Annotated in this window: 21 protein-coding genes; 10 read left to right on the top strand and 11 right to left on the bottom strand. The window is 60.7% G+C overall.

Annotated elements, in window-relative coordinates:
• Positions 1–40 precede the first annotated feature (40 nt).
• The 6 genes from A8C75_RS18960 (at position 41) to A8C75_RS18935 (ending at position 5,912) form a co-directional block, all read left to right on the top strand.
• Positions 41–985 (top strand): 2-hydroxyacid dehydrogenase, encoded by a 945-nt coding sequence (locus A8C75_RS18960; RefSeq protein ID WP_067387520.1) that lies wholly within the window; start codon positions 41–43, stop codon positions 983–985.
• 22 nt (positions 986–1,007) lie between these two features.
• Entirely contained in the window at positions 1,008–1,655 is a 648-nt protein-coding gene (locus A8C75_RS18955) for a YjbE family putative metal transport protein (protein ID WP_067385870.1), read from the top strand.
• A gap of 25 nt (positions 1,656–1,680) precedes the next feature.
• Entirely contained in the window at positions 1,681–2,418 is a 738-nt protein-coding gene (locus A8C75_RS18950; protein ID WP_067385868.1) for a sulfite exporter TauE/SafE family protein, read from the top strand.
• 69 nt (positions 2,419–2,487) lie between these two features.
• On the top strand, positions 2,488–3,429 hold the full coding sequence (locus tag A8C75_RS18945; protein WP_067385866.1) for a 2-hydroxyacid dehydrogenase: 942 nt from the start codon (positions 2,488–2,490) through the stop codon (positions 3,427–3,429).
• 41 nt (positions 3,430–3,470) lie between these two features.
• Positions 3,471–4,487, top strand: coding sequence for a 3-dehydro-L-gulonate 2-dehydrogenase (yiaK, locus tag A8C75_RS18940; RefSeq protein ID WP_067385864.1), 1,017 nt, complete (start codon positions 3,471–3,473; stop codon positions 4,485–4,487).
• An 84-nt stretch (positions 4,488–4,571) separates the two neighbouring features.
• Positions 4,572–5,912: an enolase C-terminal domain-like protein gene (locus A8C75_RS18935; RefSeq protein WP_067385862.1), complete on the top strand. Its 1,341-nt coding sequence runs from the start codon at positions 4,572–4,574 to the stop codon at positions 5,910–5,912.
• A 119-nt stretch (positions 5,913–6,031) separates the two neighbouring features.
• Here the strand turns inward: A8C75_RS18935 and A8C75_RS18930 are convergent, their stop codons facing one another.
• The 5 genes from A8C75_RS18930 to A8C75_RS18910 all read right to left on the bottom strand — a co-directional run bounded on the left by A8C75_RS18930 (position 6,032) and on the right by A8C75_RS18910 (position 10,427).
• Positions 6,032–6,661: an SGNH/GDSL hydrolase family protein gene (locus A8C75_RS18930; protein WP_067387518.1), complete on the bottom strand. Its 630-nt coding sequence runs from the start codon at positions 6,659–6,661 to the stop codon at positions 6,032–6,034.
• Positions 6,662–6,784: 123 nt separating this feature from the next.
• Positions 6,785–7,588 (bottom strand): NAD-dependent epimerase/dehydratase family protein, encoded by an 804-nt coding sequence (locus A8C75_RS18925; RefSeq protein ID WP_067385860.1) that lies wholly within the window; start codon positions 7,586–7,588, stop codon positions 6,785–6,787.
• A gap of 8 nt (positions 7,589–7,596) precedes the next feature.
• Positions 7,597–8,877 (bottom strand): TRAP transporter large permease, encoded by a 1,281-nt coding sequence (locus A8C75_RS18920; RefSeq protein ID WP_067385859.1) that lies wholly within the window; start codon positions 8,875–8,877, stop codon positions 7,597–7,599.
• A gap of 1 nt (position 8,878) precedes the next feature.
• Positions 8,879–9,364, bottom strand: coding sequence for a TRAP transporter small permease (locus tag A8C75_RS18915; protein ID WP_067385857.1), 486 nt, complete (start codon positions 9,362–9,364; stop codon positions 8,879–8,881).
• An 82-nt stretch (positions 9,365–9,446) separates the two neighbouring features.
• Positions 9,447–10,427, bottom strand: coding sequence for a TRAP transporter substrate-binding protein (locus A8C75_RS18910; RefSeq protein WP_067385855.1), 981 nt, complete (start codon positions 10,425–10,427; stop codon positions 9,447–9,449).
• A 475-nt stretch (positions 10,428–10,902) separates the two neighbouring features.
• On the opposite strand from A8C75_RS18910, the gene A8C75_RS18905 reads away from it, so the two are divergent.
• Both A8C75_RS18905 and A8C75_RS18900 read left to right on the top strand, forming a co-directional pair.
• Positions 10,903–12,036 carry a mandelate racemase/muconate lactonizing enzyme family protein gene (locus tag A8C75_RS18905; RefSeq protein WP_067387516.1) on the top strand — a complete coding sequence of 378 codons (1,134 nt, stop codon included), beginning with the start codon at positions 10,903–10,905 and terminating at the stop codon, positions 12,034–12,036.
• A 48-nt stretch (positions 12,037–12,084) separates the two neighbouring features.
• Positions 12,085–12,936, top strand: a complete 852-nt coding sequence (locus tag A8C75_RS18900) for an amidohydrolase family protein (RefSeq protein ID WP_067385854.1) — start codon at positions 12,085–12,087, stop codon at positions 12,934–12,936.
• 38 nt (positions 12,937–12,974) lie between these two features.
• Here the strand turns inward: A8C75_RS18900 and A8C75_RS18895 are convergent, their stop codons facing one another.
• The 3 genes from A8C75_RS18895 to A8C75_RS18885 form a co-directional block, all read right to left on the bottom strand.
• A complete protein-coding gene (locus A8C75_RS18895; RefSeq protein ID WP_067385852.1) occupies positions 12,975–13,700 on the bottom strand; it encodes a FadR/GntR family transcriptional regulator in 726 nt (241 codons plus the stop codon).
• A gap of 194 nt (positions 13,701–13,894) precedes the next feature.
• On the bottom strand, positions 13,895–14,857 hold the full coding sequence (locus A8C75_RS18890) for an AEC family transporter (RefSeq protein WP_067385851.1): 963 nt from the start codon (positions 14,855–14,857) through the stop codon (positions 13,895–13,897).
• Between the two features lie 76 nt (positions 14,858–14,933).
• Positions 14,934–15,434 carry a SixA phosphatase family protein gene (locus tag A8C75_RS18885; protein ID WP_067385850.1) on the bottom strand — a complete coding sequence of 167 codons (501 nt, stop codon included), beginning with the start codon at positions 15,432–15,434 and terminating at the stop codon, positions 14,934–14,936.
• Positions 15,435–15,732: 298 nt separating this feature from the next.
• On the opposite strand from A8C75_RS18885, the gene A8C75_RS18880 reads away from it, so the two are divergent.
• Positions 15,733–17,514 carry an autotransporter assembly complex protein TamA gene (locus A8C75_RS18880; protein ID WP_067385849.1) on the top strand — a complete coding sequence of 594 codons (1,782 nt, stop codon included), beginning with the start codon at positions 15,733–15,735 and terminating at the stop codon, positions 17,512–17,514.
• The gene (locus tag A8C75_RS18875; RefSeq protein ID WP_067385848.1) at positions 17,511–21,290 is read left to right on the top strand and encodes a translocation/assembly module TamB domain-containing protein; all 3,780 of its coding nucleotides are present in this window, start codon (positions 17,511–17,513) and stop codon (positions 21,288–21,290) included. Before A8C75_RS18880 ends, A8C75_RS18875 begins: the two co-directional genes overlap by 4 nt.
• A gap of 410 nt (positions 21,291–21,700) precedes the next feature.
• Here A8C75_RS18875 and A8C75_RS18870 read toward each other — a convergent pair whose 3' ends face one another.
• The 3 genes from A8C75_RS18870 to A8C75_RS18860 all read right to left on the bottom strand — a co-directional run bounded on the left by A8C75_RS18870 (position 21,701) and on the right by A8C75_RS18860 (position 26,286).
• Entirely contained in the window at positions 21,701–23,716 is a 2,016-nt protein-coding gene (locus A8C75_RS18870) for a tripartite tricarboxylate transporter permease (protein ID WP_067385846.1), read from the bottom strand.
• A 224-nt stretch (positions 23,717–23,940) separates the two neighbouring features.
• Positions 23,941–25,068, bottom strand: a complete 1,128-nt coding sequence (locus A8C75_RS18865; RefSeq protein WP_067385845.1) for a tripartite tricarboxylate transporter substrate-binding protein — start codon at positions 25,066–25,068, stop codon at positions 23,941–23,943.
• 114 nt (positions 25,069–25,182) lie between these two features.
• Positions 25,183–26,286 carry a 4-oxalomesaconate tautomerase gene (locus tag A8C75_RS18860; protein WP_067385843.1) on the bottom strand — a complete coding sequence of 368 codons (1,104 nt, stop codon included), beginning with the start codon at positions 26,284–26,286 and terminating at the stop codon, positions 25,183–25,185.
• Positions 26,287–26,391: the final 105 nt, after the last annotated feature.

Here is a 26,391-nt window from a genome sequence, read left to right as displayed (position 1 = left end):
CCTTAATCCGCCGCAGACTGCGGTCAGTTGGAGAATGATGATGGATAAGCCCGAAGTGTTGGTTGTGTGGCCGAATCGGCCGGAGCAAATGCAGATCCTGGAACAGACCTATAGCCTGCACCGGCTCGATCAGGCGGAGGATCCGGAGGCCTTGCTGCAGCAGGTCGCACCGCGTATTCGTGCGGTTGTGACGTCCCATGGTGGTGGGCTAAAGCAGAGCCTGGTGGAGCGTCTGCCGAAGCTGGAGATTGTGGCGTCGTCGGGCGTGGGGGTCGATACCCTCTGTGTTGATTTCTGTCACAGCCGCGGTATCCCGGTGACCCATACCCCGGGTGTACTGACCGAAGATGTCGCCGATATGGGGATGCTGCTGCTGCTCGCCACAGTGCGACGATTGGTGCAGGGGGAGCGCTGGGTGCGAGGCGGCCACTGGCAGAGCAAGGGCATGATGCCGCTAAACACCAGCATTCGGGGCAAGAAGCTCGGTATCGTCGGCTTTGGTCGTATCGGCAAGGCGGTTGCCCTGCGGGCCGAAACTTTCGGTCTGGAAGTGAGCTATTACGGCCGTCGCCAGCAGCAGGATATCGCCTATCCCTACTACGATAGCCTGCCTGCTCTGGCCCGGGATGTGGACATTCTGCTGCTGGCCCTGCCCGGCGGCGATGAGACCCAGGGCATATTGGATGGCGCCGTGCTTGAAGCGCTGGGGCCGCGTGGATACCTGATCAACGTGGCTCGCGGCTCGGTGGTGGATGAACCTGCGCTGGTGGCTGCGTTACAGCAGGGCACTATCGCCGGCGCTGGGCTGGATGTATTCGCCGATGAACCCCGGGTACCGCCGGCACTGCTCGACATGGAAAATGTCGTGCTACAGCCACACTGCTCCAGCGGTACGGTTGAAACCCGCGGTGCCATGGCGCAGCTGGTGGTGGATAACCTGGCGGCACACTTTGCCGGGCGGGCGTTACTGACGCCGGTGTCCTGAACGAGGCGGTGGAGGCTGCACCATGTTTGAAATGATTACCCCAGATGTAATGTCGGCGTTTTTTCAGGTCGTGATGATTGATGTGGCACTGGCCGGTGATAACGCCATCGTCATCGGCCTGGCGGCTGCAGGTTTGCCTGCGGCGCAACGGGGCAAGGCGATCCTGGTGGGCATTATTGTCGCTACGGTACTGCGTATCCTGTTTGCAACTGTCACGACCCAGCTGCTCGAAGTGATTGGACTGCTGCTGGCCGGGGGAGTGCTGCTGCTCTGGGTGTGCTGGAAAATGTGGCGCGAGCTGCAGGAAATGCGACAGGCACAGCTGCTGCAGGCAGAAACCGCGAGTGGGGTGGAAGCCCCGGCGCCGGCTGCGAGCAAAACCTTTCCCCAGGCTGCCATGCAGATCGTTATTGCGGATCTGTCAATGTCGCTGGATAACGTGCTGGCCGTGGCGGGGGCCGCCCGGGAACACCCGACCGTTCTGGTGTTCGGTCTGGCGCTGTCGATCGGTCTGATGGGGTTTGCCGCGAACTTTATTGCACGGCTGCTGCAGCGCTATCACTGGATCGCCTACCTCGGCCTGGTGATCATTCTGTATGTGTCGCTGGACATGATCTGGCGCGGCAGTCTCGATGTGCTGCCCTACGTTGCAGCGGCAACACAGGGTTAACACTGCCGAAGAAGGAGTTTGCTGCATGGACGTTAGCGTACTGATGTATCCCCCGGCGATGCTGGTGGCGATCTTCGTGATTGTCACCTTCGGCACCATAGTGCAGTCCGGGCTGGGGATGGGCTTTGGCCTGGTGGCGGCGCCTTTTCTGGCGCTGATCGATCCGGTGATGGTGCCGGTGCCGGCGTTGTTCCTGGGCATGCTGACCTCGGTCTGGGCCGCGCTGCAGGAGCGTCCCTCGATTCGCTGGAACGAAGTGGGGGTTGGGGTGGCCGGGCGCTTTACCGGGGTGCTCGCGGCAACCCTGGTGCTGACCTGCGTGGCTGACCCGAAACTCTTCATGCTGGTATTTGGTGCCCTGATTCTGGCGGCGCTGTTGCTGTCGCTCAGTGGCTGGCAGCTGGCGTTTAGTCGCCGCAACCTGTTTGGCATGGCTAATCTGTCCGGTTTCATGGCCACCATCACCTCGGTTGGCGCGCCGCCCATGGCAATGTTGTACCAGGGGCGCCTGGCAGGTGAGGCCCGACCGACGCTGTCGGCCTTCTTCGCTCTCGGCGGCATCGTCTCCCTGGCGGGGCTCTATTTCAGTGGCTGGGCGGGGTGGCGAGAAACTCAGACGGCCGCGCTGATGGTGCCACCCATGTTGCTGGGGCTCTATATAGCGCGGCGCCTGAGAGGGCGTTTTGACAGCCGCTACCGCGGGGCATTGCTCTGGATGTCTGGTTTTGCCGCCCTGCTGCTGATTTTCCGCGGACTGAGCTAGAGCGTTCCAGATTGAACCGCGGCGACGACACTTTCGCGGTAACGAAATCGCATAACTTCGAGGTGACCTATGAACAAACCCACACTGCTGCAAATGGGCCCCCTGACCGACGCTTTCAATGATCGACTGAGTTCACTGCATAGAACACACCGCATCTGGGAGCAGCAGGACCGCGATGCCTTCCTGGCTGAGAATGGGGCCGAGGTGGACATTATTGTGACCTCGGGCCGTTTTGGCTGCAGCGCCGATGTCATGGCGGCCGTGCCCAAGCTCAAGGCCATCATCAGCTTTGGCGTTGGTTACGATCCGATCGATATAGATGCGGCCCGCGCCCGCAATATCCGCGTCAGCAACACGCCGGACGTGCTGAATGACTGTGTCGCCGATCTGGCCATGGGGCTGATGATCGCGTCGGCCCGGCGCATCGCCGAAGGTGATCGCTTTGTTCGCAGCGGACACTGGGGGCAGCAGCCGTTTCCTCTGGGCAGTCGCGTCAGTGGCAAGCGACTGGGGATTCTGGGTCTGGGGCGTATCGGCAACTGTGTTGCCCGGCGCGCCTCGGGCTTTGATATGGAAATCCGCTACCACAATAGGCGCGAGGATCCGACGGTCAGTTACGGCTATGAGTCTTCCTTGATTGATCTGGCGAGTTGGGCCGATTACCTGGTGCTGACCTGTGTTGGCGGCCCCTCCACCGAGGGGCTGGTCAACCGCGAAGTGCTGCAAGCCCTGGGGCCCAAGGGCACCCTGATCAATGTCGCCCGTGGCTCAGTGGTGGATCAGCCGGCGCTGGTGGAGTTACTGCAGGCCGGGCGTCTGGGCGGCGCGGCCCTGGATGTGTTTGCCGAGGAGCCGCAGGTACCGGCCGAACTGCTGGACCTGCCACAGCTGGTGCTGTTGCCCCATATCGGCAGCGGTACCCAGGAAACGCGTCAGCAGATGGAAGCACTGGTGTTTGATAATCTGGCGAGCTTTATCAGCCGTGGCGAGCTGATGACCCCGGTGCTCTGAAAGACCGCGGCTTACATTATCCAAATCTATGGATGCAGAGAATGATCAGAATACAGTTGGACGAGCTGGAACGCACAATTGAGCAGGCTCTGTTAAGGGCCGGGCTCAGTCCGCAAAAGGCACTGCAGTGCGCCCGGGTGCATGCATCCAGCAGCTGTGATGGTGTCAATTCCCATGGCCTGAATCGCGTGCCCCGTTTTGTCGAATACGTCGGTAAGGGCTGGATTGATATAGCCGCCGAGCCAACCCCTGTCAGTACCCTGGGGGCCATCGAAGTGTATGACGGCCACCAGGGCGTTGGTGTCACCAATGCGCTTTTTGCCACAGGGCGGGCGATGGAAATGGCCCGGGCCCAGGGGGTCGGTATCGTTGCGCTGCGCAACACCACACACTGGATGCGCGGCGGCAGTTACGGCTGGCACGCAGCGCAGCAGGGCTTTGCATCCATTTGCTGGACCAATACCGAATCCTGTATGCCGGCCTGGGGCGCGGCAGATTGTCGAGTGGGGAATAACCCGCTGGTGATCGCCGTACCCCGAGCAGAAGGCCCACTGGTGCTGGATATGGCCATGTCCCAATACTCCTACGGCAAGCTGCAAAGCACCCGGTTGCAGGAGCAGCAGCTGGCCTACGCCGGGGGCTACGACAGCGCTGGGCGTCTGACGCACGATCCCGGTGCCATCGAGGTCTCGCGGCGTATTCTTCCCACGGGCTACTGGAAGGGCTCCGGCCTGACCATCATGCTCGATGCCATGGCGGCCTTACTGTCCCAGGGGATGGCAACCAATCAAATCGACCAGATAAAGCAGGGCAGCGGCACCGGCGCCAGCCAGGTGTTCATGCTGTTCGATCCGCGTCAGCTTGGCGGTGCCGCCGTTGCCGAACAGATCGCCAACAGTGTGGCTGACTATGTGCAGGCCTCGCAGCCGGCCGAGGTCGACGGCAGGGTTTTGTATCCGGGCGCCTCCACCTGGCAGCGGCGGGAAGACAACCGGCAGCACGGAGTGCCGGTGGACGAGGCTGTCTGGGCGCAGGTGCAGGCGCTGGCTGAAGCCTGAGCCGGATCCCCCCGCAGGCTGTGCCACGCCGTTTGGCAGCGGCATGCGTTAATTCGAACTCAAACAACAAGCAAGAGGTGAAGGATGGTAGCGCAATGCGAGCAGACGCCGAAGATCGTCGATGTGAAAGTGATACCGGTGGCGGGGCAGGACAGCATGCTGATGAACATAGGGGGAGCTCACGCCCCCTACTTTACCCGTAACATCCTGCTGATTACCGATAGCTCGGGCAATATCGGCGTTGGTGAGGCGCCCGGTGGCGCCACCATTTTGCGCTCCCTCGAAAGCTTTGAGCCCCAGCTGATGGGCCAGTCGATCGGGAAAATGAATGCGATGGTTACGGCGGTACAGTCGGCCAGCCAAAACGCTGATTTTGAAGCCTTTGGCAAAGGTGCCTGGACCTTCGAGCTGCGCATCAATGCGGTGGCGGCGCTTGAAGCGGCTCTGCTGGACCTGCTGGGCCAGCACCTGGGCGTGCCGGTCGCTGAATTGCTGGGTAACGGCAAGCAGCGTGACCAGGTTGAGGTGCTGGGCTATCTGTTTTTTGTGGGTGATGCGAGCAAGACGCCGATTGACTATCGCACGAGCGCGGATGGCAAGCATGAGTGGTATCGCCTGCGTAACCAGGTGGCGCTGACGCCTGCAAGCATTATCGAGCAGGCCGAAGCCACCCGTGACCTCTACGGCTTCAAGGATTTCAAGCTCAAGGGCGGGGTCTTGCCGGGTGAGCAGGAAATCGAGGCCGTTACCGCGCTGGCAAAACGTTTCCCCGACGCCAGGGTCACCCTTGACCCGAACGGCGCCTGGTCCCTGCGGGAGGCGATAGAACTCTGTTCCGGTCTCAAGGGAATACTGGCCTATGCCGAAGACCCCTGCGGCGCCGAGCAGGGCTTTTCCGGCCGGGAAATCATGTCCGAGTTTCGGCGCGAAACTGGCCTTGCGGTGGCAACCAACATGGTGGCGACAAACTGGCGTGAAATGGTCCATGCCGTGGCGCTACGCGCGGTCGATATACCCTTGGCGGATCCGCATTTCTGGACGCTGTCCGGTGCCGTGCGTGTTTCCCAGATGTGCAAGGAGTGGGGCATGACCTGGGGTTCCCATTCCAATAACCATTTCGATATTTCACTGGCCATGTTTGCCCACGTTGGGGCAGCCGCAGTGGGCAAGACCACGGCGCTGGACACGCACTGGATATGGCAGGATGGCCAGCAGCTGACGCTGGAGCCGCACCGTATCGAAGGTGGCAGGATCACCGTCAGCGATGCGCCGGGACTGGGTATAGCGGTGGATATGGAACGCATTGCCAAGGCACACGCACTCTACAAGGCGCTGCCCTCGGGCGATCGCAATGACGGTGTGGTCATGCAGCATCTGATTCCTGGCTGGAAGTTCGACCCCAAACGTTCAGCGCTTGTGCGTTAGGACTGCGCAGGCTCGGGTTTAGGCGATGCCCTGGCGCCGCTTAGTCTCTGTTGCTTCTAATGACCCCATGCCCGCGCCTCTGGCGACGGGCATTTTTGCGTGTTGTCGGCTGCAACATCTCAGCTGAGCAGGTTACGCACCTGGCCGGCGACGACTGCGCCGAGAGTTCGGTGCGCCTCCAGGTCCAGATGGATACCATCGACGGGCGAGATTTCGATATGGCGGCCTGCATCCAGGAAGTGGCACTGCAGTTCTGCCGCTACCCTGGCATAGGTAGTCTTGAATTGCTGGGACTTGTGCTGCCCGCCGCTAAAGCGGGTGCCCGTCGCGCCGACTTCCCGTATGGGGGGCGGCGCGATCAGCAGCACGGCGGGGGCGCTATCCTGTAATCCGGCGTCGCTTTGCTGTACCTGCTGCACCAGTTTGCCGGCGGCGCGGGCGATATCATCCGGCAATACGCCGAAGCGGTGTTTAAGGTCATTGGTGCCCAGCATGATGATGACCAGGTCGATCGGCTTCTGGGATGCCAGGCAGGGCGTCAGGTAGTTCAGACCATTGAGGTGTGCGCCGTCGATGGGGTCGTTGAACAGGGTGGTGCGCCCACCCAGACCTTCCACCAGAACGCGCCAGCCTGCGCCCAGTTCGGTGGCCATTACCCCGGGCCAGCGTTCATCAAGCGCATGGCGCCCGGGGCCATCCGGGCGTTGTCCCCAGGTGTTGGAGTCTCCATAGCACAGCACAGTTTTCATCAATTCGGTCTCTTCAATCATTGCGTGCCGGCTAAGCTTTACGCCTACAGACGTACGCCTGTCGCAGCAGGGTCTTGAAACGTAAAAACCCCGCCGCAGGGGGCGGCAGGAGAGAGGTGACGCTCAGCTTTTCGTAATTAGCGCAGCCGTTGCAAAGGCTCCGCCCTGAAACTGGGGCTGGCTGTCCGCTTCCCCGCCTTGCGCCGTCGCCCTGGCTTCCACTTGGGCGCGGTATGCCTCTGAACTGTCTTTTGGTTTCCAGCCGAGATGATCGATTTCATGGTTGTCCCACCAGGCGTCCCTGTTGGCGGATACGCCGTAGATCACCGGGCAGCCGAGTGTGTCTATGGTGAACACGCGTCTGATCAGCGCCAGAAAATCATCCGGGCTGAACCAGGTGCTCAGCATGCGAACATCCTGGGGCTCGGGAAAACAGGAGCCAATGCGCACTATGGCGGTTTCCTGCCCTAGCTTGTCGTAATACAGGCTCGCCACGGCTTCCCCAAAACACTTGGATACGCCGTAATAGCTGTCGGGGCGCGTCACCGAGCTGGCGTCCAAGCGTGTTGATGGCGAATGGAAACCGATGGTGTGGTTGGAACTGGCAAACAGGATGCGTGGCTGGCCGTGTTGCTGGGCGGCACTGTAGAGGTTATGCACACCAATAATATTGGCGCTGAGAATCGCCTCGAAGTGATTCTCGACCGAGACGCCGCCCAGGTGCAGTATGCCATCGCAGCCTTCGACCAGCTGGCTGACGAAGGCCGCGTCGCTCAGGTCGCCGCACATGATTTCTTCCTGTGGCGATGTCGCCTGCAGCGGGCTGATATCGCTCAGCCGCAGGTGCTGCGCCAGGTCGCCCAGGTTTTCACGTGCCAGCTGGCCCAGGCCGCCGGCGGCGCCGGTAATAAGCAGTCGCTTTAACATTGGATCTCCTACAGGAACAGATTGGGCAGAGTGAGCGAAATGGCCGGCACATAGGTGGTGAGCAGCAGGGCCACCAGAATCGCCATATAGAAAGGCCAGATCGTCTTGAGCACGCTTTCAATACGCACCTTGGCAACGGCGCAGCCGACAAAGAGGCAGCCCCCCACCGGTGGCGTCGTCAGCCCCAGCCCAAGGTTCATCATCAGCACCATGCCGAATTGGACGGGGTCCATGCCGTATTCCCGTACCACCGGCAGGAATATGGGCGTGCATATCAGTATCAGTGCCGCCATATCCATGAACATGCCCAGAATCAGCAGGGCAATATTCACCATCAGCAGAATCATGATCTTGCTGTCCGAGATCGACAGCATGAGCTCCATGATTTTTTCCGGCACCTGGTAGAGCGCCAGGAAGTAGGCAAAGGCGGTTGCGGCACCGACCAGAATCATGACCAGCGAAGTGGTGCGAATCGACTGCGTCAGGCTCGTCCTGAAGGCCTCCCAGCTGAGGGAGCGGTAGATGATCAGCGTGACCAGCAGGGCCCAGATAGCCCCGATCGCGGCCGACTCGGTTACGGTAAAGATGCCGGATAGCACACCACCGATGATCACTACAGCGGTCATGAATCCGGGCAGGGCGGATGCCGCCGAAATCAGTACCAGGCGCCATCCCGGAAACTTGCTCGACGGGTAGCCTTCACGCACGGCGATCACGTAGGCCGCGAGGGCCAGAATGACGCACATCAGTATGCCCGGCACTATGCCGGCCAGGAAGAGCGCGGGAATGGAGATACCGCCACCGGCGGCGAGGGCGTAAAGAATCATGTTGTGACTGGGCGGAATCATGATGCCGGCAATCGACGAGGTGACGGTCACATTGACCGAGTAGTCGTCTGGATAACCCTTTTCGCGCATCATCGGGATCATCACCGATCCCAGTGCCGAGGTATCTGCGACCGCCGAGCCCGAGATGCCGCCGAACAGCATCGAGCTGAGCACATTGACGACCCCAAGGCCGCCGCGCACCTGGCCTACCAGGGTTTCTGCAAAGCGAACCAGGCGCAGTGCTATGCCGCCGTGCATCATCAGTTCACCGGCGAACACAAAAAAAGGAATGGCCAGCAGGGTAAAACCGCTCATGCCGGACACCATGCGCTGAAACACGATCAGCTCAGGCAGCCCTTCCATCAGGGCGGCGGCAAAGGCGGCAATGCCCAGCGCAAAAGCGATGGGTATGCCGGTGAGCATTGCCAGCATAAACACGCCCAATAAAACCAGCAAACCCATATCAGCTTTCCTCGTTCGAAGCGCGGGCCTTGGATAAATCCGCCAGGCGCTCGAGCATAAACAGAACAATCAGGACGCCGCAGATTACCAGCGGCAGGTATTTGAGGCCTTGGGGTAATCCCAGTAGAGGGATCTGACGGTTCCAGGTGCCGATCACCAGGTCCGTCGAGTACCAGGCCATGGCGCCGCCAAAGGCACACAGAATCAGTGTGTTGCTGTATTCGACGTAGCGCTTTAATTTGGGCGAGAGCCTGTCCAGGACAAAGGAAATGCCAAGGTGAAAGTTCTCGCGCAGCCCCAGGGCCGCAACCGGCAGTGACACCATCAGTACCAGTAGCAATGCCAGGCTTTCGGCCCAGGTGGGCGAGTCGTTCAGGACGTAGCGCCCCCACACCTGGTAGCCGATCAGGCCAACAAGGCCGACCAGCGACATAGCGCCTGCCACGACCACCGCCGCGGCGATACGGTCATTGAATTTCCAGCTCATAGCGGGTCACCTCTGTGCTGAAAGGTTTGCCGGGCGGCGAAGGCTGCCCGGTAAACCAGGGAGTGAATTTTGACACAGGGCTTTATTCGACCGCCTGAATCCTGTCGAGAATGCTGCGTACCTTAGGGTCGCTGGCGAACTGCTCGTAGACCGGCTTCATGGCATCAATAAAGGCGCTCTTGTCCTCAAGCTCGACGATGGTATTACCCGCTGCACGCACGAGTTCTTCGGACTTGGCTTCGCGTTCGGCCCAGAGTGTGCGCTGCAGCTGGGCACTTTCGAGTGCCGCTGTGCGGACAATTTCCTTGTCCTCAGCACTCAGCTTGTCCCAGGTGCCTTTATTAACCACAAAGACCTCGGGCACGATGGTGTGCTGGTCGAGGATATAGTGTTTCGCCGCCTCGTAGTGGCCACTGGACTCGTAGGAGGGCCAGTTGTTTTCGGCGCCATCCACCACACCCGACTGGATCGCCGTGTAGACCTCACCGTAGGGGATGGGCGTTGCGTTGGCGCCCAGCGCTTCGACCATGGCGACGTTGACGTCGGAGTTCTGCACGCGAATCTTCACGCCCTTGAGGTCCTGAATCGAGTTCAGTGGCTTGTTGGCATAGAAGGAACGGGCGCCGCTGTCGTACCAGGCCAGCCCCACCAGGTTGGCCGACTCCATGGCTGCGGCTATATCGGCGCCAACCGGGCCATCCATAACGCGGTGCATGTGCTCAACGGATTTGAAGGCGTAGGGTAGGGTGGTCGCCTGGGTTTGCGGCACTATGTTGTTCAGCGGCACCAGGTTAAAGACAGCGAAATCGATACCCCCGAACTGAATCTGCTCGATGGCGTCATCCTGTTCGCCCAGCTGGGCCGAATGGTAGGTTTTGACGCCAATGCGTCCGTCGGTGCGCTCGGACACCAGCTTGCCGAATTGATCCATGGCAACGGACACAGGGTAATCCGGTGGATGGCCGTTCCAGCCCTTAAGGTCGGCCTGAGCCGCACTGGTGAGAAGAAGGCCGGACATCAGCGTGGTGAGGCAGACGGCTTTGCCTGCAAAGCGTTTTATCATTGTTCTTGCTCCGGGTGAGAGTCGGTCGGGAAATCCGGCGCCCAAGGGGCATTTTGGTGCCCGCTGGTTGCGCCTGATCTGTTGCCATTATGTTGTAGCATGTAGTTGTATGATGAACAACAGTTATGTGATGTCATATTAACTTTATTTTCCGACTTGTTTAATTGTAATAGAGTGTTTTTATATGTTTGTTTTTATATAACTGCATGATTTTTATTTATTTAATGGGTTTTATGATGCGTCGGCTGATGTGATCTGGCCATTGGTAGTTATATTTTTGTTGTCATACAACTATTGACTGTTATCGGTGTTGTCGTAGGATGTCGTATGTCTTTGGTCTAACTCAACAACCTGTAACAGCGAGAGAGAACAGCATGACACACCCGAATCTTTCGACATTAGGACGCCAGGTCTGCCATGGCTGCAGGGCGCTTCGCGTTGCTGGCCAGGGGCTGGAAAACCGGTGGAACCACTGATGCGTATTACCGCCATCAAAACGCACCTGCTGGAGCATCCGCTGGAGCAGCCGTTCGAATCCTCCGCCATGCGGTTTGATGTACGCCGGCATCTGCTGGTCGAGATCCGCTGTGACAATGGCCTGGTCGGCTGGGGCGAGTGTCTGGGCAATGCGCAGATCAATGCCGGCATAGTGGCGGCGATGACGCCACTGCTGCTGGGGCGCTCGGCGCTGGATATAGAGCCGATCTGGCTGGAGCTCTACAACCAGTTCCGTGATCAGGGCCAGCGCGGGGCCACCATCAATGCCATCAGCGGCATCGATATAGCCCTCTGGGATCTGAGTGGCAAGTATTACCAGGTGCCGGTCAGTCAGCTGATGGGCGGTGCCTTTCGTACCTCGGTGCCGGCCTATGCCACCGGGGGCTTCAGGCAGGTCGGGCAGGATCGCATCAGCAGCCTCAAGCGCGAGGTGCAGGGCTTTGTTGATGCAGGTTTTGGCGCCATCAAGATCAAGATCGGCTTTGGCATTGCGCTGGATATAGAGTCTATCGCCGCTGTACGTGAGCTGATTGGCCCCGATATCAAGCTGATGATCGATGCCAATCACGGCTACGATGCCGTTGCTGCCAGCCGTATTATTCAGCTCGCGCAAGGATACGGTATCGACTGGTTTGAAGAGCCGGTGGTGCCGGAAGCGCTCTCAAGCTATCGCCGCCTGCGTTCGCTTAACAGCATACCGATTGCTGGTGGCGAAACCTGGCATACCCGCTGGGGCATTGCTGAGGCGCTGCGCGAGGAAGCGGTGGATATACTGCAGCCGGATGTGGCCGGTGTCGGCGGCCTCAGCGAGGCGCGGCGGCTGCTGACGCTGTGCGATATTTACGGCGTGCGCTGCGTGCCTCATATCTGGGGAACCGACGTAGCCCTTGCGGCGGGTCTGCATTTTCACGCCATACTGCCGCCTGCGCCGCCCGCTTTTGAAGCCGAGTGTGCACTGCTGGAGTTTGATCAGAGCAGCAACCCGATGCGGGACTGCCTGCTGGTGAATCCCATCCGTCTTGAGAGTGGACGGGTGCGGATACCGGATGGGCCTGGATTGGGTATTGAGATCAATCTGGATGCGCTGGAGCGTTTTAGTGCTAAATCCTGATTTAACCCTGCCGCGCTTGTCGGCCTTTTAGCAGCAAAGGAGTTTTAAATGCCACGCCAACTTGAAGGTTGCGCACCGCTAGTCCGCCTGCCGGCGAACAGTGTTGATACGCATATGCATGTTTATTCGCCCTTATATCCACAACAGACGCCGGGCCCGTTGATTCCGGCCGATTGTCCGGGGCTTGATGACTATCGCCTGGTGCAGCGCAGGCTGGGGCTGCAACAGGTTGTGATAGTGCAGGCCAACGCCTATGGCAATGACAACCGCTGCATGCTGGATGCGCTGGATATTTTGGGGGCTCAGGCCCGCGGTGTTGTTGTGGTGACGCCCGATACGCCTGAGTCGGAACTGGTCTCCATGCATGAGCTTGGTGCGCGGGGCGCGCGCATTATGCAGCTGACCGGCGGGGCGGTCGGCCTTGAGCACCTGCTGGCGGTGAATGCCCGCATCCGTGAATTTGGCTGGCACTGCATCGTGCAGTTCGATGGACGCGAGATACTGGGTCATGTCCCCTTGCTGGCACAGGTCGATAACCCCTTCGTTATCGACCATATCGGTAAATACCTGGGGCCTGTGACGCCCGAAAGTGCCGAGTTCAAGGCGTTGCTTAAACTGCTGGACAGGGGCAATTGCTACGTGAAGATTGCGGGTTGCTATGAGTCTTCCCATACCGGCGGGCCTGACTATGCCGACACGGCGGCGCTGACCCGGGCATTGATCGCCCATGCGCCCGAGCGTGTGCTCTGGGCCAGCAACTGGCCCCATGTGAGCCAGACTGTGGAAGGGGCACCTGATGATGCCGCGCTGCTTGATACCGTTTGTGGCTGGATGGGGGATGACGAGACGCTGCAGCGCGTCTTTGTACAGAATCCAAGGGAGCTGTACGACTTCAGCTGAGGGGATTGGGCGGCGGTGGTGCGCGGCACACTGATGATTCAGGCGTCGCGCGCGCCCCGATTCAGTTTCAGAAAACGTTCGCGGCTGTTGGTCAGGTGCAGGCGCATGGCCGCCCTTGCCGCGTAGGAGTCCTTGCGCGCGATCGCCGTTACCACCTCTTCATGCTCATGGTTGACGCGATCGGTTTCGATGCGCTTGCGCGGCACCAGGGAGCCGCCCAGGTGAAGCATGATGTCGCCAAAATAATGATTCCCTGCGGCTTCGGCAATGCGCAGATGGAACTGGAAATCGGCGCTGCTGGCCCCGCTTTCGTCCTGCTGTTCGCAGTTTTGCAGTGTCTGTAGCGCTTCCCTTATTGCCGTTAGCTGTGCGTCGGTGCGACGTTCCGCCGCGAGCCCCGCGGCTTCTATTTCCAGGCTCAGGCGTAACTCCAGTATTGCTACAGCGTCACGAATCGGATCGACCGTGACATCGAGCAGGGGAGCGGATTCGCCGGGTTTGGCGATAACAAAGGTGCCAACACCGTGGCGCGTCTCAACCAGGCCTGCGGCCTGCAGGCGCTGCAATGCCTCACGCACGACTGTCCGGCTGACGCCATGCTGCGCCATGATGGCGGACTCAGTGGGCAGTTTGGTGCCCAGTTGCAGTTCCCCTGTCGCTATCTGCCCGCGCAATTGCTGCACCAGTCCCTGGGCGAGGTTACGCGAACGCTTGCGCGGTTGAGTTCTGGTATCGGCATTGTCGGGTTGTTGCGGGCTGCTCACGGTGCTGTCTCACTGCTGAATTCCTCAGAGATCGTATCACACCCGCAAGCGTCGATTACACGTGATTAGTCACAAACGCTTGATATAGCGCTGTAATTGATCAGTGTGGCAGCCTGGATGTCGCCCGAGGTGCCACGGCTGCCCTGCCTGGGTTATGCGATGACATTGCAGTCTTTGGCTGGTGGCCCGCATGCTCAGATCACCGCCAGCAGGCGCAGTACGAAAATGCCGGCGGACAGGGTCAGGATTGAGCCCAGGGTGGTGGTGAGGATGATATTGGCAGTGAGCTGGGCGTTGGCGCCCATCGCCCGGGCCATGACGAATGCGGCGGCGGCGGTGGGGCTGGAGAAGAGCACGAACAGCAGGGTCAGTTCCGTACCACTGAAACCCAGGGCGGCTGCAACGGGTACCATCAGCAGTGGCAGAATCAGCAGCTTGGTGAAGGTGGCCCAGAATGCGGTCATGGAGCTGTTGCGCAGGCTTTTCAGGTCCAGTGCGCCACCTATGGCCAGCAGTGCCAGCGGCAGGGTGAGGTTGGCGAAATACTTGCCGGTGGTATCCAGCGCCGCCGGCAGGTGCAGGCCGTAGTAGGAAAACGGCAGCGCCAGTACCACGGCGATAATCAGCGGGTTCAGTGCGATGGCGCGCAGGATGCCGAGCAGGCTGACGCCGCTTGCCGTGCCCTGGTTTGCGGTGACGGTCAGCACCACCACAGACAGCACGTTATACATGGGAATCACCAGCGCCAGTATCATAGCCGCCTGGCTCAGGCCGCTGTCGCCAAACAGGTTGTAGCTCAGCGCCATGCCGATAATGCCGAAATTGCTGCGAAAAGCGCCCTGGACAAAGGCGCCCAGGTCCGCTGGATCGGTGATGCGGCGTGCCGCCAGCCACCAGATGACGAGGAAACTCAGCAGGGTGCCAAGAAAGACGAATCCCAGCAGAGCCGGGTTGAACACCGCCTGAAAATCCGTGCTGGCGATGGACATGAACACCAGCGTCGGCAGGGCCACCATAAACACCAGCCGTGACGAGGTATTGATAAAGGCCTCGTCGATCAGGCGTTGTCGGCGCAGCAGGAAACCCAGCAGCACTATTACAAAAATGGGGGTGACGATGCCGGCGGTGAACTGCAGCGATTGCAGATAGAGTTCCACTCTAAGCTCCGGATGGGTGGCGGGGCTTTAGTGTACCTCAGCAGCCTTGTGTATATAAGTTGCTGCACCTGCGTGATCAGTGGGCTTGGTGAAGTTTGGGGTAGTCGAACAGTTCCCTTGTACCGCAGGATTCGGCCAGCTCACACCAGCGGGTAATGCTCAGGTGAATGTGCAGTACGGCAGACGTCGGGAATTTTTGCAGCGCTTCGTGGGTCAGGTAGTAGGCCAGGCTGTCGAGGCCCGGGGAGTGGCCCACCAGCATCAGATGATGACAGTGATCGGGCTGCTGTTGCAGCACATGCAGCAGGGTTTCGCTGCAGGACTCGTAGAGGTCCGGCAATTCGTACAGCGCTTCGGAATCGAGTTCCAGGGTGTCGGCCAGGGCCTCTGCGGTGGTCAGGGCGCGGAGCGCGCCGCTGGTCAGGATACGGTCGGGGAAAAGGCCGAAATCGCGCACCCGCTTGGCCATCAGCGGCAGATCGCTTTCACCGCGCTTGTTCAGCGGGCGGTCGATGTCGTTCAGCAAGGGATCGGCCCAGCTGGACTTGGAATGCCGGATCAGCGTGAGCTTTCTCATGGTGATTGCCAGGTGGCGGGACTTCGTAGCAGTATTGGTCGAAAGTGGTGGAAATACCAGTCAGCCAGGGTGGTCTGAGGCCGGCCGGGCTGCGTATGAATGCGTTCGTGTTGCTGTGCTGGCACTTATGCCTGTAATTGCGCCGGTTGTTGTGCCCTCTTTCGGGGCGGTTTTTGCACAGCAAGACCCGTCGGGCGTTACCCCCACCGGCAAAACTCGGTAAGCTTGGACTCCTGTATAGTAGGCGCGGGTTTTCGCGGCGCGGCTTGAGTGAAAGATGACGATAAAGGCTAATCGAGTGATCACTAAAAAATTGCCAGGATGGCTGCTGCATAGCCTGCTGAGCGCGCTGTTGTACACGCCTGCACTGGCGACAGCGGCCCAGCATGAACAGGTTGTGGCAGAACGCACCCTGGCTGTGGAAGTTGAGGGGCTGAACGGGGATTTGCCCGGCGAGCTGGCCGACAATATCCGTGCCTTTCTGGCGATTGAGCGTATCAAGGGTGAAGCCGCGCCCATGGCAAGCCGGCTGCAGTATCTGCACCGCCAGGCCGAAGAGCAGATTCGTACTGCTCTGCAGCCCTTTGGCTACTACCAGCCCAGCATCAAGACCGAATTGATCGATGAGCCCAAGCAGTGGCTGGCGCGCTACCAGGTGGATCCCGGCGAGCAGGTGCGACTGGAAAATGTCAACGTCGTCGTCACCGGCGAAGCCGAAACCGACCCGCAGTTTGTGCTGGCGCTGGCGGATAACCGGCTGCAAAAGGGGCAGCCGCTGCGCCATGCCGATTATGAAGCTCTAAAAAGTCGACTGCAGTCGCTGGCCTCCGAGCGGGGCTATTACGAAGCGGTGCTGAGTCGGCAGCAGTTGCTGATCAACCCCGAACTGAATCAGGCCAATATAGAGCTGGTGCTGGATTCGGGCCCGCGCTATCGCATAGGCGCGGTTAATTTTTCCGAGGCGCCGGTGGGCGAGGCCTTGCTGTCACGTTATGTTCCCTTCAAGGAGGGCGACCCTGTTTCCAGCGGCCGGCTGCTTGAGCTGCAGCGCGGGCTGACGGAGAGCGACTATTTCAGCCGGGTGGAGGTGCAGCCGAGCTGGGACAAGGCGGTTGATCAGGTGGTGCCTATTGCGGTGGATCTCGAGCCCAACAAGCGCACCGCCTACCGCTTTGGCGCCGGGTACGGTACCGATACGGGGGCGCGTCTCAGTGCCAGTATTAACCGGCGCTGGATCAACCAGCGGGGCCACAGTTTCACGGGTGTGGCACAGTTGTCGGAAGTGGAGTCCACTGCGGCGGTGCAGTACAACATCCCCGGCCAGAAGCCGCAGACCGACAGTTACAGTGCCCGTCTGGCGTGGGAAACCGAGCTGACCGATAGCACCGACAGTGAGATTCTCAGCCTGGGCGTACTGTGGAAAAAGCAGCTGGGCCCCTGGCAGCGGCTGCTGTCGGTCGACTGGGAGCAGGAACGCTTCACCCTGGATGATGAGACCAGCAGTACCAGTTTTCTGATCCCCGGCATGCGCTGGTCGACCACTAATACCGATAACCCTCTCAATCCGACGCGCGGTTACCGGCTGTCGCTGGAACTTGATGCCGCCAGCGAAGTGCTACTGTCCGAGGCGGACTTTGTGCAGGCCCAGGCCAAGGGCAAGCATGTGCTGACGCTGAATAACCGCACCCGCCTGCTCACCCGGGCAGAAATCGGTGTAACCGCCATGGATAACTTTGACCTGATGCCCTCGTCGCACCGTTTCTTTGCCGGTGGCGACAACAGCGTGCGTGGGTACGATTACAAGCAGCTGGGGCCGACGGGCAGCAATGGTGATGTTGTCGGCGGACGCTATCTGCTGGTGGGCAGTGCCGAGGTGGATTATCGGGTTGCCGAGAGCTGGCGGGTGGCGGCCTTTTACGATGCCGGCAACTCGCTGGATTCTCTGTCCGAACCGCTGAAAAACGGGGTCGGGGTCGGGGTGCGCTGGCAGTCGCCCATAGGTCCTGTGCGGGTGGATCTGGCCAAGCCGCTGGATGATTCGGGCTTTCGCATTCACTTCACCCTGGGGCCTGACCTATGAAGCGCTGGATGCTGCGTATTCTGTTAGGTCTGCTGTTAGTACTGCTGTTATTGATAGCCGCCATCGCCGCCATAGGTCTGACCGAAAAGGGGACTCGCACGTTGTTCACTCAGCTGCAGCCCCTGATTCCAGGCCAGCTGAGTTACAGCTCGCTTAATGGTGCCCTGCTGAAGCAGCTCGAAATCCGCGATCTGAAATACCAGCTGGATGAGTTGCGCGTTGCAGCGGGGCGTATCGAGTTCGCCTGGCGTCCGGCGGCGCTGCTCAGTGGCCGGGTCGAACTGAACCGCCTGGGCGTGGAGGAGCTGGATCTCTGGCTGCCAGCCCCGGCTGAAGAGGAAGCCCCGGTTGAGCCTGCGGGCCCGTTCTCCCTGCCGGATTCGGTACGGCTGCCGCTGGCGATACAGATAGGTGAGGTCTATGGCCACGGACTGCGGATTCATCCTGCAGGCAGTACCGAACCCATCCTGATCGAGGCCGTGGCGCTGGGGGCGCACAACGAACTGGAGCGCGTGATACTGGATAGTTTCAGTATCAAGGCGCCCCAGGGCGAGGTGACACTCAGTGGTGAGCTGACCGCCGCCGGCAACTATCCGCTGGCGTTTCAGCTTGACTGGAGCGCACAGATTCCCGAGCGCGGTGCGATCAGCGGCAGCGGCACCCTGGGCGGTGAGCTGCTGGGTGATGCTGCAGTGCTGACGCTGGAACAGCAGCTGCAGGGGCTGGCGGATGCTGGGCTGCAGGCCCGGGTGTCCCAGCCTTTGGGTGAGATCAGCTGGCAGCTGGCGCTGGATCTGGCCCGTTTCGATCCGGCGCCCTTTGCCGCCGAGCTTGGCGGTCATCTGGTGAGCGGTACGGTTAACCTCAAGGGTGACCTGGCCTCGGCCGGCGGTGATCTTGCCCTTGCCGGCAGCCTGCCGGATGTAGGTCCGCTGACGCTCGACAGCACGCTGGCGGCCACCACAGAACAGTTAAATCTTGCGCGGGCGCAGATACAGCTGCCGCAAAGCGGCACGGACCTGAGCCTGTCGGGCACTGTGCTGGCGTTGCAGCAAACGCCAGAGCTGGATTTGACGCTGGGCTGGACAGGCCTGCGTTATCCGCTGTCGGCGCAACTGCCGGCACAGTTTGCCAGCGAAAGCGGCACCCTGAAAATCAGCGGCCCGCTGAGTGACTACAGACTCAGGCTGGATGGCAAGGTCAGTGGCGAAGGTCTGCCGGCCACAGGCGTGGCGCTGACAGGCGAAGGCAGTCTGGAGAGCATGCCGGCCCTGGCGCTGACCCTGGATACCCTCGGTGGCCAAGTGGTATTGGAGGGCAGCGCCGGCTGGACGCCGCAACCTGTGTGGGATCTGCAGGTGCGTGCCGACAAGGTCAACCCGGGATTGCAATGGCCCGACTGGAAAGGCGCCGTTGGGCTCAACCTTAAAACCCAGGGGCAGCTGGTGGATGGCGAGCCCCGGGCGCAGCTGGATATCACTGCGCTCTCGGGCAGCCTGCGACAGCAGGCGCTCAGTGGCAGTGGCCAGGTCAAGATCAAGGGCACGGCGCTGGATATCCGTGAACTCGTGCTGGGTTGGGGTAACGCCAAATTGAACGTGCAGGGGCAGGCGGCGGATAAGCTGGCGCTGGACTGGCAGCTGCTGGCCAGCGATCTGGCGGCGCTGCTGCCCCAGGCGGCGGGTTCCATCAAGGCCGGCGGCACCCTGGGCGGTACGCCCCAGGCACCCCAGGTGAATGCCAGTGTGCAGGGCAGCCAGTTGCGTTTCAGTGAATACCAGCTGGAAAAAATCGGCGGCACAGTGGCACTGGATCTGGGCTGGAAAACACCGGCCAAAATCGACCTCAAGGCCGAGGATCTGCTGCTGGCCGGGCAGCCGGTACGCAGCCTGAGTCTGCAGGGCAGCGGGCTGGAGAAAGATCACCGCCTTACACTGGATGTGGACGCCAAAGCCGCCCAGCTCAGCCTGGCGCTTAAGGGCGGGCTGCAGGACAAGCAGCAGTGGCGCGGCAGCCTCACGCAGCTGGATCTAACCCAGCCCGATGCTGGCGCCTGGGGCTTGCAGGCACCGGTGCCGCTGGAACTTGCCGCCAACAAGGCACGCGCTCAGGCGCTCTGTCTTGCGGCTAAAAGTGGCCAGGGTCAGCTCTGTCTGGATGGGCTCTGGCTGGCCGAGGGCAACAGCGAAGGCGGGCTGACGCTGCAAGGCCTGCCGCTGACGCTGCTGGCGCCCTGGCTGCCGGCCACCACCGAGATCACCGGGCAGATCAATGCCAGGGCCAGCGGCAGCCTGTCGGCCAAGGGTGCGCTGGCCTATGACGCCCAGGTATCACTGGATCAGACCCGCCTGACCCTGCCCGATGAAGGCCTCAAGCTGAGCTTTACCGATGCCCGCGTCAGTGCCAGCGGTACGGATAAAAAAGCGGCGCTGGATCTGAACCTGCTGATGGATGAAGTCGATGGCCGCGTGCAGGGCTCGGTAACGGTGGGTGATCTGGCCGGCGCCGGTTTGATCAAGGGACAGCTAGCGCTCGCCATCGAGGATCTCAAGTTTCTCTCCCTGCTGGTGCCGGACATGAAGGTGCGCAGCGGCAAGGTGCAGGGCAACCTGGCGATCGGCGGTAACCTGGCAGCGCCGCGGATTCAGGGTGAGCTGAACCTCAACAACGGCAATATAGAACTGCCGGCGGCGGGTATCGCCCTGGCCGATCTTAGTGTGCGGTTGCGGGATGACCCGGCCCGGCCGGAATACCTGTTGCTGGATGGCAGCATGGCCTCAGGTGGCGGCACTCTTACGCTTTCGGGCGAGTTTGAACCCCTGGCCCAGACCGGCTTGATCAGCATTAACGGTGAGCGCTTCCAGGCCGTGGGTACGCCGGAAATTCAGGTGTTTATCTCCCCCGACATGCAGATCAGCATGACCGAAGGTGCTATTTCCGTGGGAGGCGAGCTGAAGGTGCCGGAAGCGCTGATCAAACCGCCCAAGCTGAGCAATGCGGTGTCCGTCTCCCCCGATGCCCTGGTGGTGAATGCCGCCGGCGTGGGCGAGGCGCCGCTGGCAGGCCCAGGGCTGGATCTCAAGCTGCGGGTCACCCTGGGCGACAAGGTGCTGGTGGATGCCTTTGGTTTCAACGGGCGTTTGACCGGCGGCCTGGCGCTGCAGGAAGACAGCCGCCGTGGCACCCGCGCGACCGGCAATATAGGTGTGGCCGCGGGCAAGTACGAGCTCTATGGTCAGGAACTGGATATCTCCCGCGGCAGCTTCATCTATACCGGCGGCCCTGTGGATAACCCGGGTCTGAATATGCGGGTACAGCGCGAGGTGGATAACGTCACTGTCGGCGCCCGGGTGACCGGTACGCTGCGCGTGCCCAAGCTGACGCTGTTTTCCGAACCCGCCATGCCGGACACCAGCCTGCTGTCCTACCTGATACTGGGGCGGGCGCCGGGTACGGCCTCGGCCAGTGAGCAGGAGATGCTGGTCAAGCTGGCCCTGGCCATGGGACGCAAGGGCGGCAATGCTGTGGGCGAGCGCCTGGCCGATGCACTCAATGTGGATGAAGTCGGCGTCGGTGGCGGCGATACGCTGGACGACACCTCCTTCTATATCGGCAAGTATCTGTCCCCCAGGCTCTATGTGAAATACGGCGTGGGCCTCTTGTCGCCAGCGTCCAGTTTCCTGCTGCGCTACAAGCTCACCGACCGCTGGTCGTTCGAGTCCAACACCGGCACCGCCGGCAGCGGCGCCGATATCTTCTATCAGCTGGAGCGGTAACGGCAGGTGAAAGGTTCAAGGACAAAGGTGCGAGCTAAACGGAGCAAGGAGCAGGTGAAAGGGGCGAGGTAAACGCCAGTGCCAGCAACCTTCAGGTGGGAAGTGAGCGAAGAAAATTCCGGCATCCGCAGGTTAGCGCCTGGAACGCACATCAACGCTGCCAGGCCTGATGCCGCTACCAATCACCAATTACGAATAGCGAATAACGGCTCTTTAGCCTCCAGCCCAGCCTGTGCCACAAATAGTTGGCCCCGCAGAAGCGGGGCCGGTGCCAATCAACAATCACTCATACAACCATTTACGTTTTCAATGCGGTTTAAGGGTGGTTTGCCTCCTTGGGTTTCAGGTTGATGGCTCTTTAGCCTTTTACTTTCACTTGTCCCTTTCAGCTTTCAGCTCGCCCCTCGCCCTTAGCTCAGCGGCCAGGGGAGCTGCACCATTTCCTGTAGCAGTCCGCGAGGCATATCCAGCACCATCAGGTGTGACAGCATCACCAGGAAGGCCAGGGCCGCACCGGTCAGTGACAGGGTTCTGATCATCGAGGTGCGGGCTTTGAGCAGCAGGAAGATGACGAAGAACAGGCCAATGGCGATCAGGTAACCGAACAGGTAGCAGCCCAGCACCAGCCCGCTCAGCCAGTAAACATAGTGGGGCAGGCTGGTGATGCTGTTGTCGGTGCTGTAGCCCGCTTCCACTTCGTTGTCGAAGTTCACCGGGTCTTCGAGTCGACCGCGCAGCAGTTTGACCAGCACGATCAGCGACATCAGGAGCATGAAGGCGCACAGACCTGCGGTGAAAACGCCGCCCAGGAATGAATGCTGCAGCGCATCGTAGAGACCGTAGCCAAAGAGGCCGACCACGGCGATGGCGAAGACGATCTGCGGGCGCAGGTTGCTGGCGCGACGACGCGGAGCTTCGGGTGTGGCCCCAGTCTCGGTGTTTGCGTCTGTGTCATCGGTTTTGTCCGCAGGCTTGGTGCGCACGGCGAAGCAGATCGAAGCGACGGTAATCGCGGCAATGATCAACACGCCGGGCTTGGTCAGGAAAGACCAGCCATCAAACTGCACCGCCTGATACAGGTAGGTTTCCATGCCGCCGGCCAGTACGAAGCCGATCAGGAAGGCCGGGCGCGGCCAGTCAAAGCGTTTCATCACGACACCCAGCACGCCAATGGCCAGCAACGCGACCAGATCGCCGAGGCTGCGTGTCGCCTGGAAGGCGGCAAAGCAGATGACCATCAGCATGAAGGGCGCCATCAGCGCATAGGGAATCAGCGTCAGGCGAGCAACCCACTTGGACAGCAGCAGGCAGGAGCCAGCGCCGATGACGTTGGCCAGCGCCAGCGACCAGACGATGGTGTAGGTGGTGCCAAGCTCGGCACCCACCATGGCGGGGCCAGGTTCCAGGCCGATCAGTACCATGCCGCCGAGGAACACCGCCATGCTGCCGGAGCCGGGGATACCGAACAGCAGAGTCGGAATCAGACCGCCACCTTCCTTGGCATTGTTAGCCGATTCAGGCGCGATAACGCCGCGCACGTCGCCGTTGCCGAACTGGGGGTTATCCTTGGCCTTGGTGGTTTGCACCGCATGGCCATAGGCAATCCAGTCCACCACGCTGCCGCCAAGGCCGGGCAGGGCGCCAACCAGGGTGCCGAGTATGGCGCAGCGGATCGACAGCCATTTGTGCTTGATCACATCCTTGAAGCCTTCAATCCAGCCACTGCCAAGAGCAGCGGTTTCGGCGATGGCGCGGTTCTGGCGCAGCAGGTCGATAATTTCGGGAATGGCAAAAATACCCAGCCCCACCACAACCAGCGGGATGCCATCCATCAGGTAGGTATTGTCGAACGACATGCGGTATTCGCCGGTGGCGGGGGCTGCACCCAGGCTGCCCAGCAGCAGACCGATACCGCAGGCGCTGATGCCTTTCACCAGGCTGTTGCCGGCCAGCACGCCCACCATACTCAGGCCCAGCAGGGTCAGCATGAAGAGTTCAGCCGAGCCAAAGGCGAGAATCAGCGGCCGTGCAATCAGCACGAATACCGTCAGCATCAGGGCGCCAAACAGGCCACCGAACAGGGAAGCGGTGAAGGCGGCCGCCAGAGCGCGGGCTGCGTGGCCGCGCTTGGCCATCGGGAAGCCATCCAGCACCGTAGCCTGGGAGGCGCTGGAGCCGGGAATACCCATCAGCACCGAGGTAAAGGTGTCGGAGGTCGGGATGACCGCCACCAGACCGACCAGCATGGCCAGCGCGGAGATGGGGTCCATGCCGTAGAGGAACGGCAGCAGCAGGGACAGGCCGGCGATACCGCCAAGGCCCGGAAAGATGCCGATCATCAGGCCGAGAAAGACACCGCCGGCGAGGTAAAGAATATGTTGCATGCTGAGTACGGTCAGCAGCGATGTAATCAGAGTGTCGAGCATGGGAGTCACCACTTGGCAGGGTGCGAAAAGGGCGGGGTTAGCCGCCCTAGCAGCCTGTCGGGTTTAACATTAATCTACTGTGGAAAAGCCGATTTTGGTCATTTTTCGCGCTCTTTTTCGTTAAATAGAACCACTATTCGTCTCAAAAGAGCTCAAAAACTGCCTCAAAACGGACTTTCCCTCGCTACGATTGGTCAAGTCCGACAGGCTGCTAGAAGGTCCGCTTATTCTTGTGCTTCAAGACCGGCGCTGTATTTGGAGTTGAGCCAGTCGATGACCCAGGTTTTGGCGGCGTCATCCATGCTCACGGCTTCGGCGAACATCATGCTGGCCTCATCGCCAACGGCCTGTTCGTAGTCACCCAGCACGTCCTGCGCCTTTTCCTTGAAACCGGGGACGGCAATCACCTTGGCGGCGGATTCGCGGTACGCCTGGACAACATCGTCTGGCGTGCCCTTGGGCAGGAACAGGCCTTTCTGGGCGGCATAGCCGGCTATGAAGAAGGATTTCCAGGCGCGGAAACGTTCGCTGTCCGGCGTCTTGCCGTGCACCATTTCATAGGCTTCCACGAAGTGCGGCAGATCCGGGAAAGAGGGGTCGCGCTGGATCTTGCCATCCTTGCCCAGCACGCCCCAGCTGAACAGCGGTACGGCCTTGCCTTCGTCGACCAGCGGCTGCACTTTCTTGATAAAGCCGGAGGTGGTCTGGTCGTCGATATTGACCTCGCCGCGCTCAAACGCCAGGCGGGCTTCGCCGCGGCCTTTCATGCCAAACACGGCTTTGACATCCAGCCCCAGTACTTCGAATGACAGCAGTGTGATCAGGTCGAGACTGGTGGCACCCTGGCTGGCGTACTTGAGATCGGCATCCTTGAGCTTGACCAGGTCGGCGACGTTTTTCACACCCAGGTCGGAGCTGATATAGACCACGCCGCCGGTAGGAGACGCCAGAATTGCGGTCCAGTCCTTGTATTCATAACGCACGCGCTTGTCGCCCAGAATGTAGGGGAACATGGTGGAGCCGGATGAGGCGAAGATATCGCGGCCGTCGCTTTTGGCGCGCATCTGAAACTGGTTGGCACCGCTGGTGGAGCCGCCGCCGGGAATGTTCTTGACCACGACTATCGGCTGACCAGGCAGCTGCTCGCCAATCAGGGGGGCGTAGAAACGGCCCCAGGTGTCGGTGCCGCCGCCTTCCTTGAAGGGCATGGTCATTTCAATGCGGGCACCATCGAACTCCACCGCCAGGGTGGGCGTCGTTACGCTCAGTGCGCTGGCACAGGCGATGGCGGCAACCAGCGGGCGAATGGCGCGGGCGGAAAGGTTGAGCAGGCTAAGGTGGGTATTTTTCATTTTTATGGTCTCTTTTATTGTGATCCCGAATCCGTGCAGGCCCGGGTTATGAGTGAATCTATGCCCCCAAACTGTCACCAAGCTGTCATGGGAGTATTTTGAAAACTGTGCGTCTCAGGAGACTCTGGCGCGGGGGATACCGCTCCAGATGAAGCTCGGTACGTACAGCTCGCCGCTGATCAGCTTGCGGGCGGTGCGGATGACACCGGCGCTGCGCACATCGATGCCTTTGGCCGCGGGCTGAATATCCAGCACGATTTCGATCTGGCCGCTGGGGTGTTCGATGTGCAGGGTCGAGTCGCCAAAGACAGTGCCCAGGAAGGGCGCTGCTACTGAGCCCGGCACCATGGCACAGGTGCTGACGCAGATTGCGCCTGTAACGGCATGGCTGGCGTGGCAGTTGTCGGGCACAAAGTAGCGCGAACAGATGCTGCCGCCCTTGCGCGGTGCCGACACCAGCGCCACCTTGGGTATGACCTTGCCGCTGGCATCGCCCAGGCCCATCTTCCAGGAGGCCGCACGGCGGATGCTTTCGATGCGCGCCATCATGTCGGTGTCGCTATCCAGTTCTGCCTTGGTTTCGGCGCCGTCCTTGCCCAAAGACTCGGCGGCGATAACCACCATGGGGACGGCGGCGTCGATGCAGGTGACCGGCACACCGTCGATCATGTCCCAAGCATTGCCGGTGGGCAGCAGGGTGCCGGTCTTGCTGCCGGCCACGTCGAGAAAGTTGAGCAGCACAGGCGCTGCGGTACCGGTGACGCCGTCGATGGCGGTGTCGCCTTCGTATTCAACCTGGCCGTTGGGGGTTTTTACCCGCACTTCGATCAGCTTGCGGGTGTTGACGTTGAACACCCGTACCACGGTTTCCTCTGCGCCGGCTTTTACCAGGCCAGACTCGATGGCGAAGGGACCTACGCCTGCCAGAATATTGCCGCAGGAGGGCGCTATATCGACGGACAGCGTATCAATGCCGACCTGGGCAAAGAGGTAGTCGACATCGGCGTCTGGCCGAGTGGAGGCCGAGATGATGGCTGTCTTGCTGGTGAGGGAGGTACCGCCGCCAATGCCGTCGATCTGCTGGGCGCTGGGGGAGCCGAGTGCCGCCAGCAACACCTTCTCCTGGGTGGGCCAGTCTTCAGGCAGACTGGTTGCCAGGAAATAGGGGCCGCGGGAGGTGCCGCCGCGCATGATGGTGCAGGGGATGGATGTCTGCATGCTTGCTCTCCTGGTGGATGAAGGGAAAGTGGATTTAATTTTTCTATGTCATTTGTTATCGAGCCAGGCTTGTCTGGCTGATTTGTGAGCAAGATACGCCCGGCA

Origin of the sequence: Marinobacterium aestuarii, from assembly GCF_001651805.1 — a bacterium.
Taxonomy (GTDB): Bacteria; Pseudomonadota; Gammaproteobacteria; order Pseudomonadales; family Balneatricaceae; genus Marinobacterium_A; species Marinobacterium_A aestuarii.
Note: the sequence above shows the minus strand (reverse complement) of the source record. Positions and strands in the feature narration are given on the sequence as shown.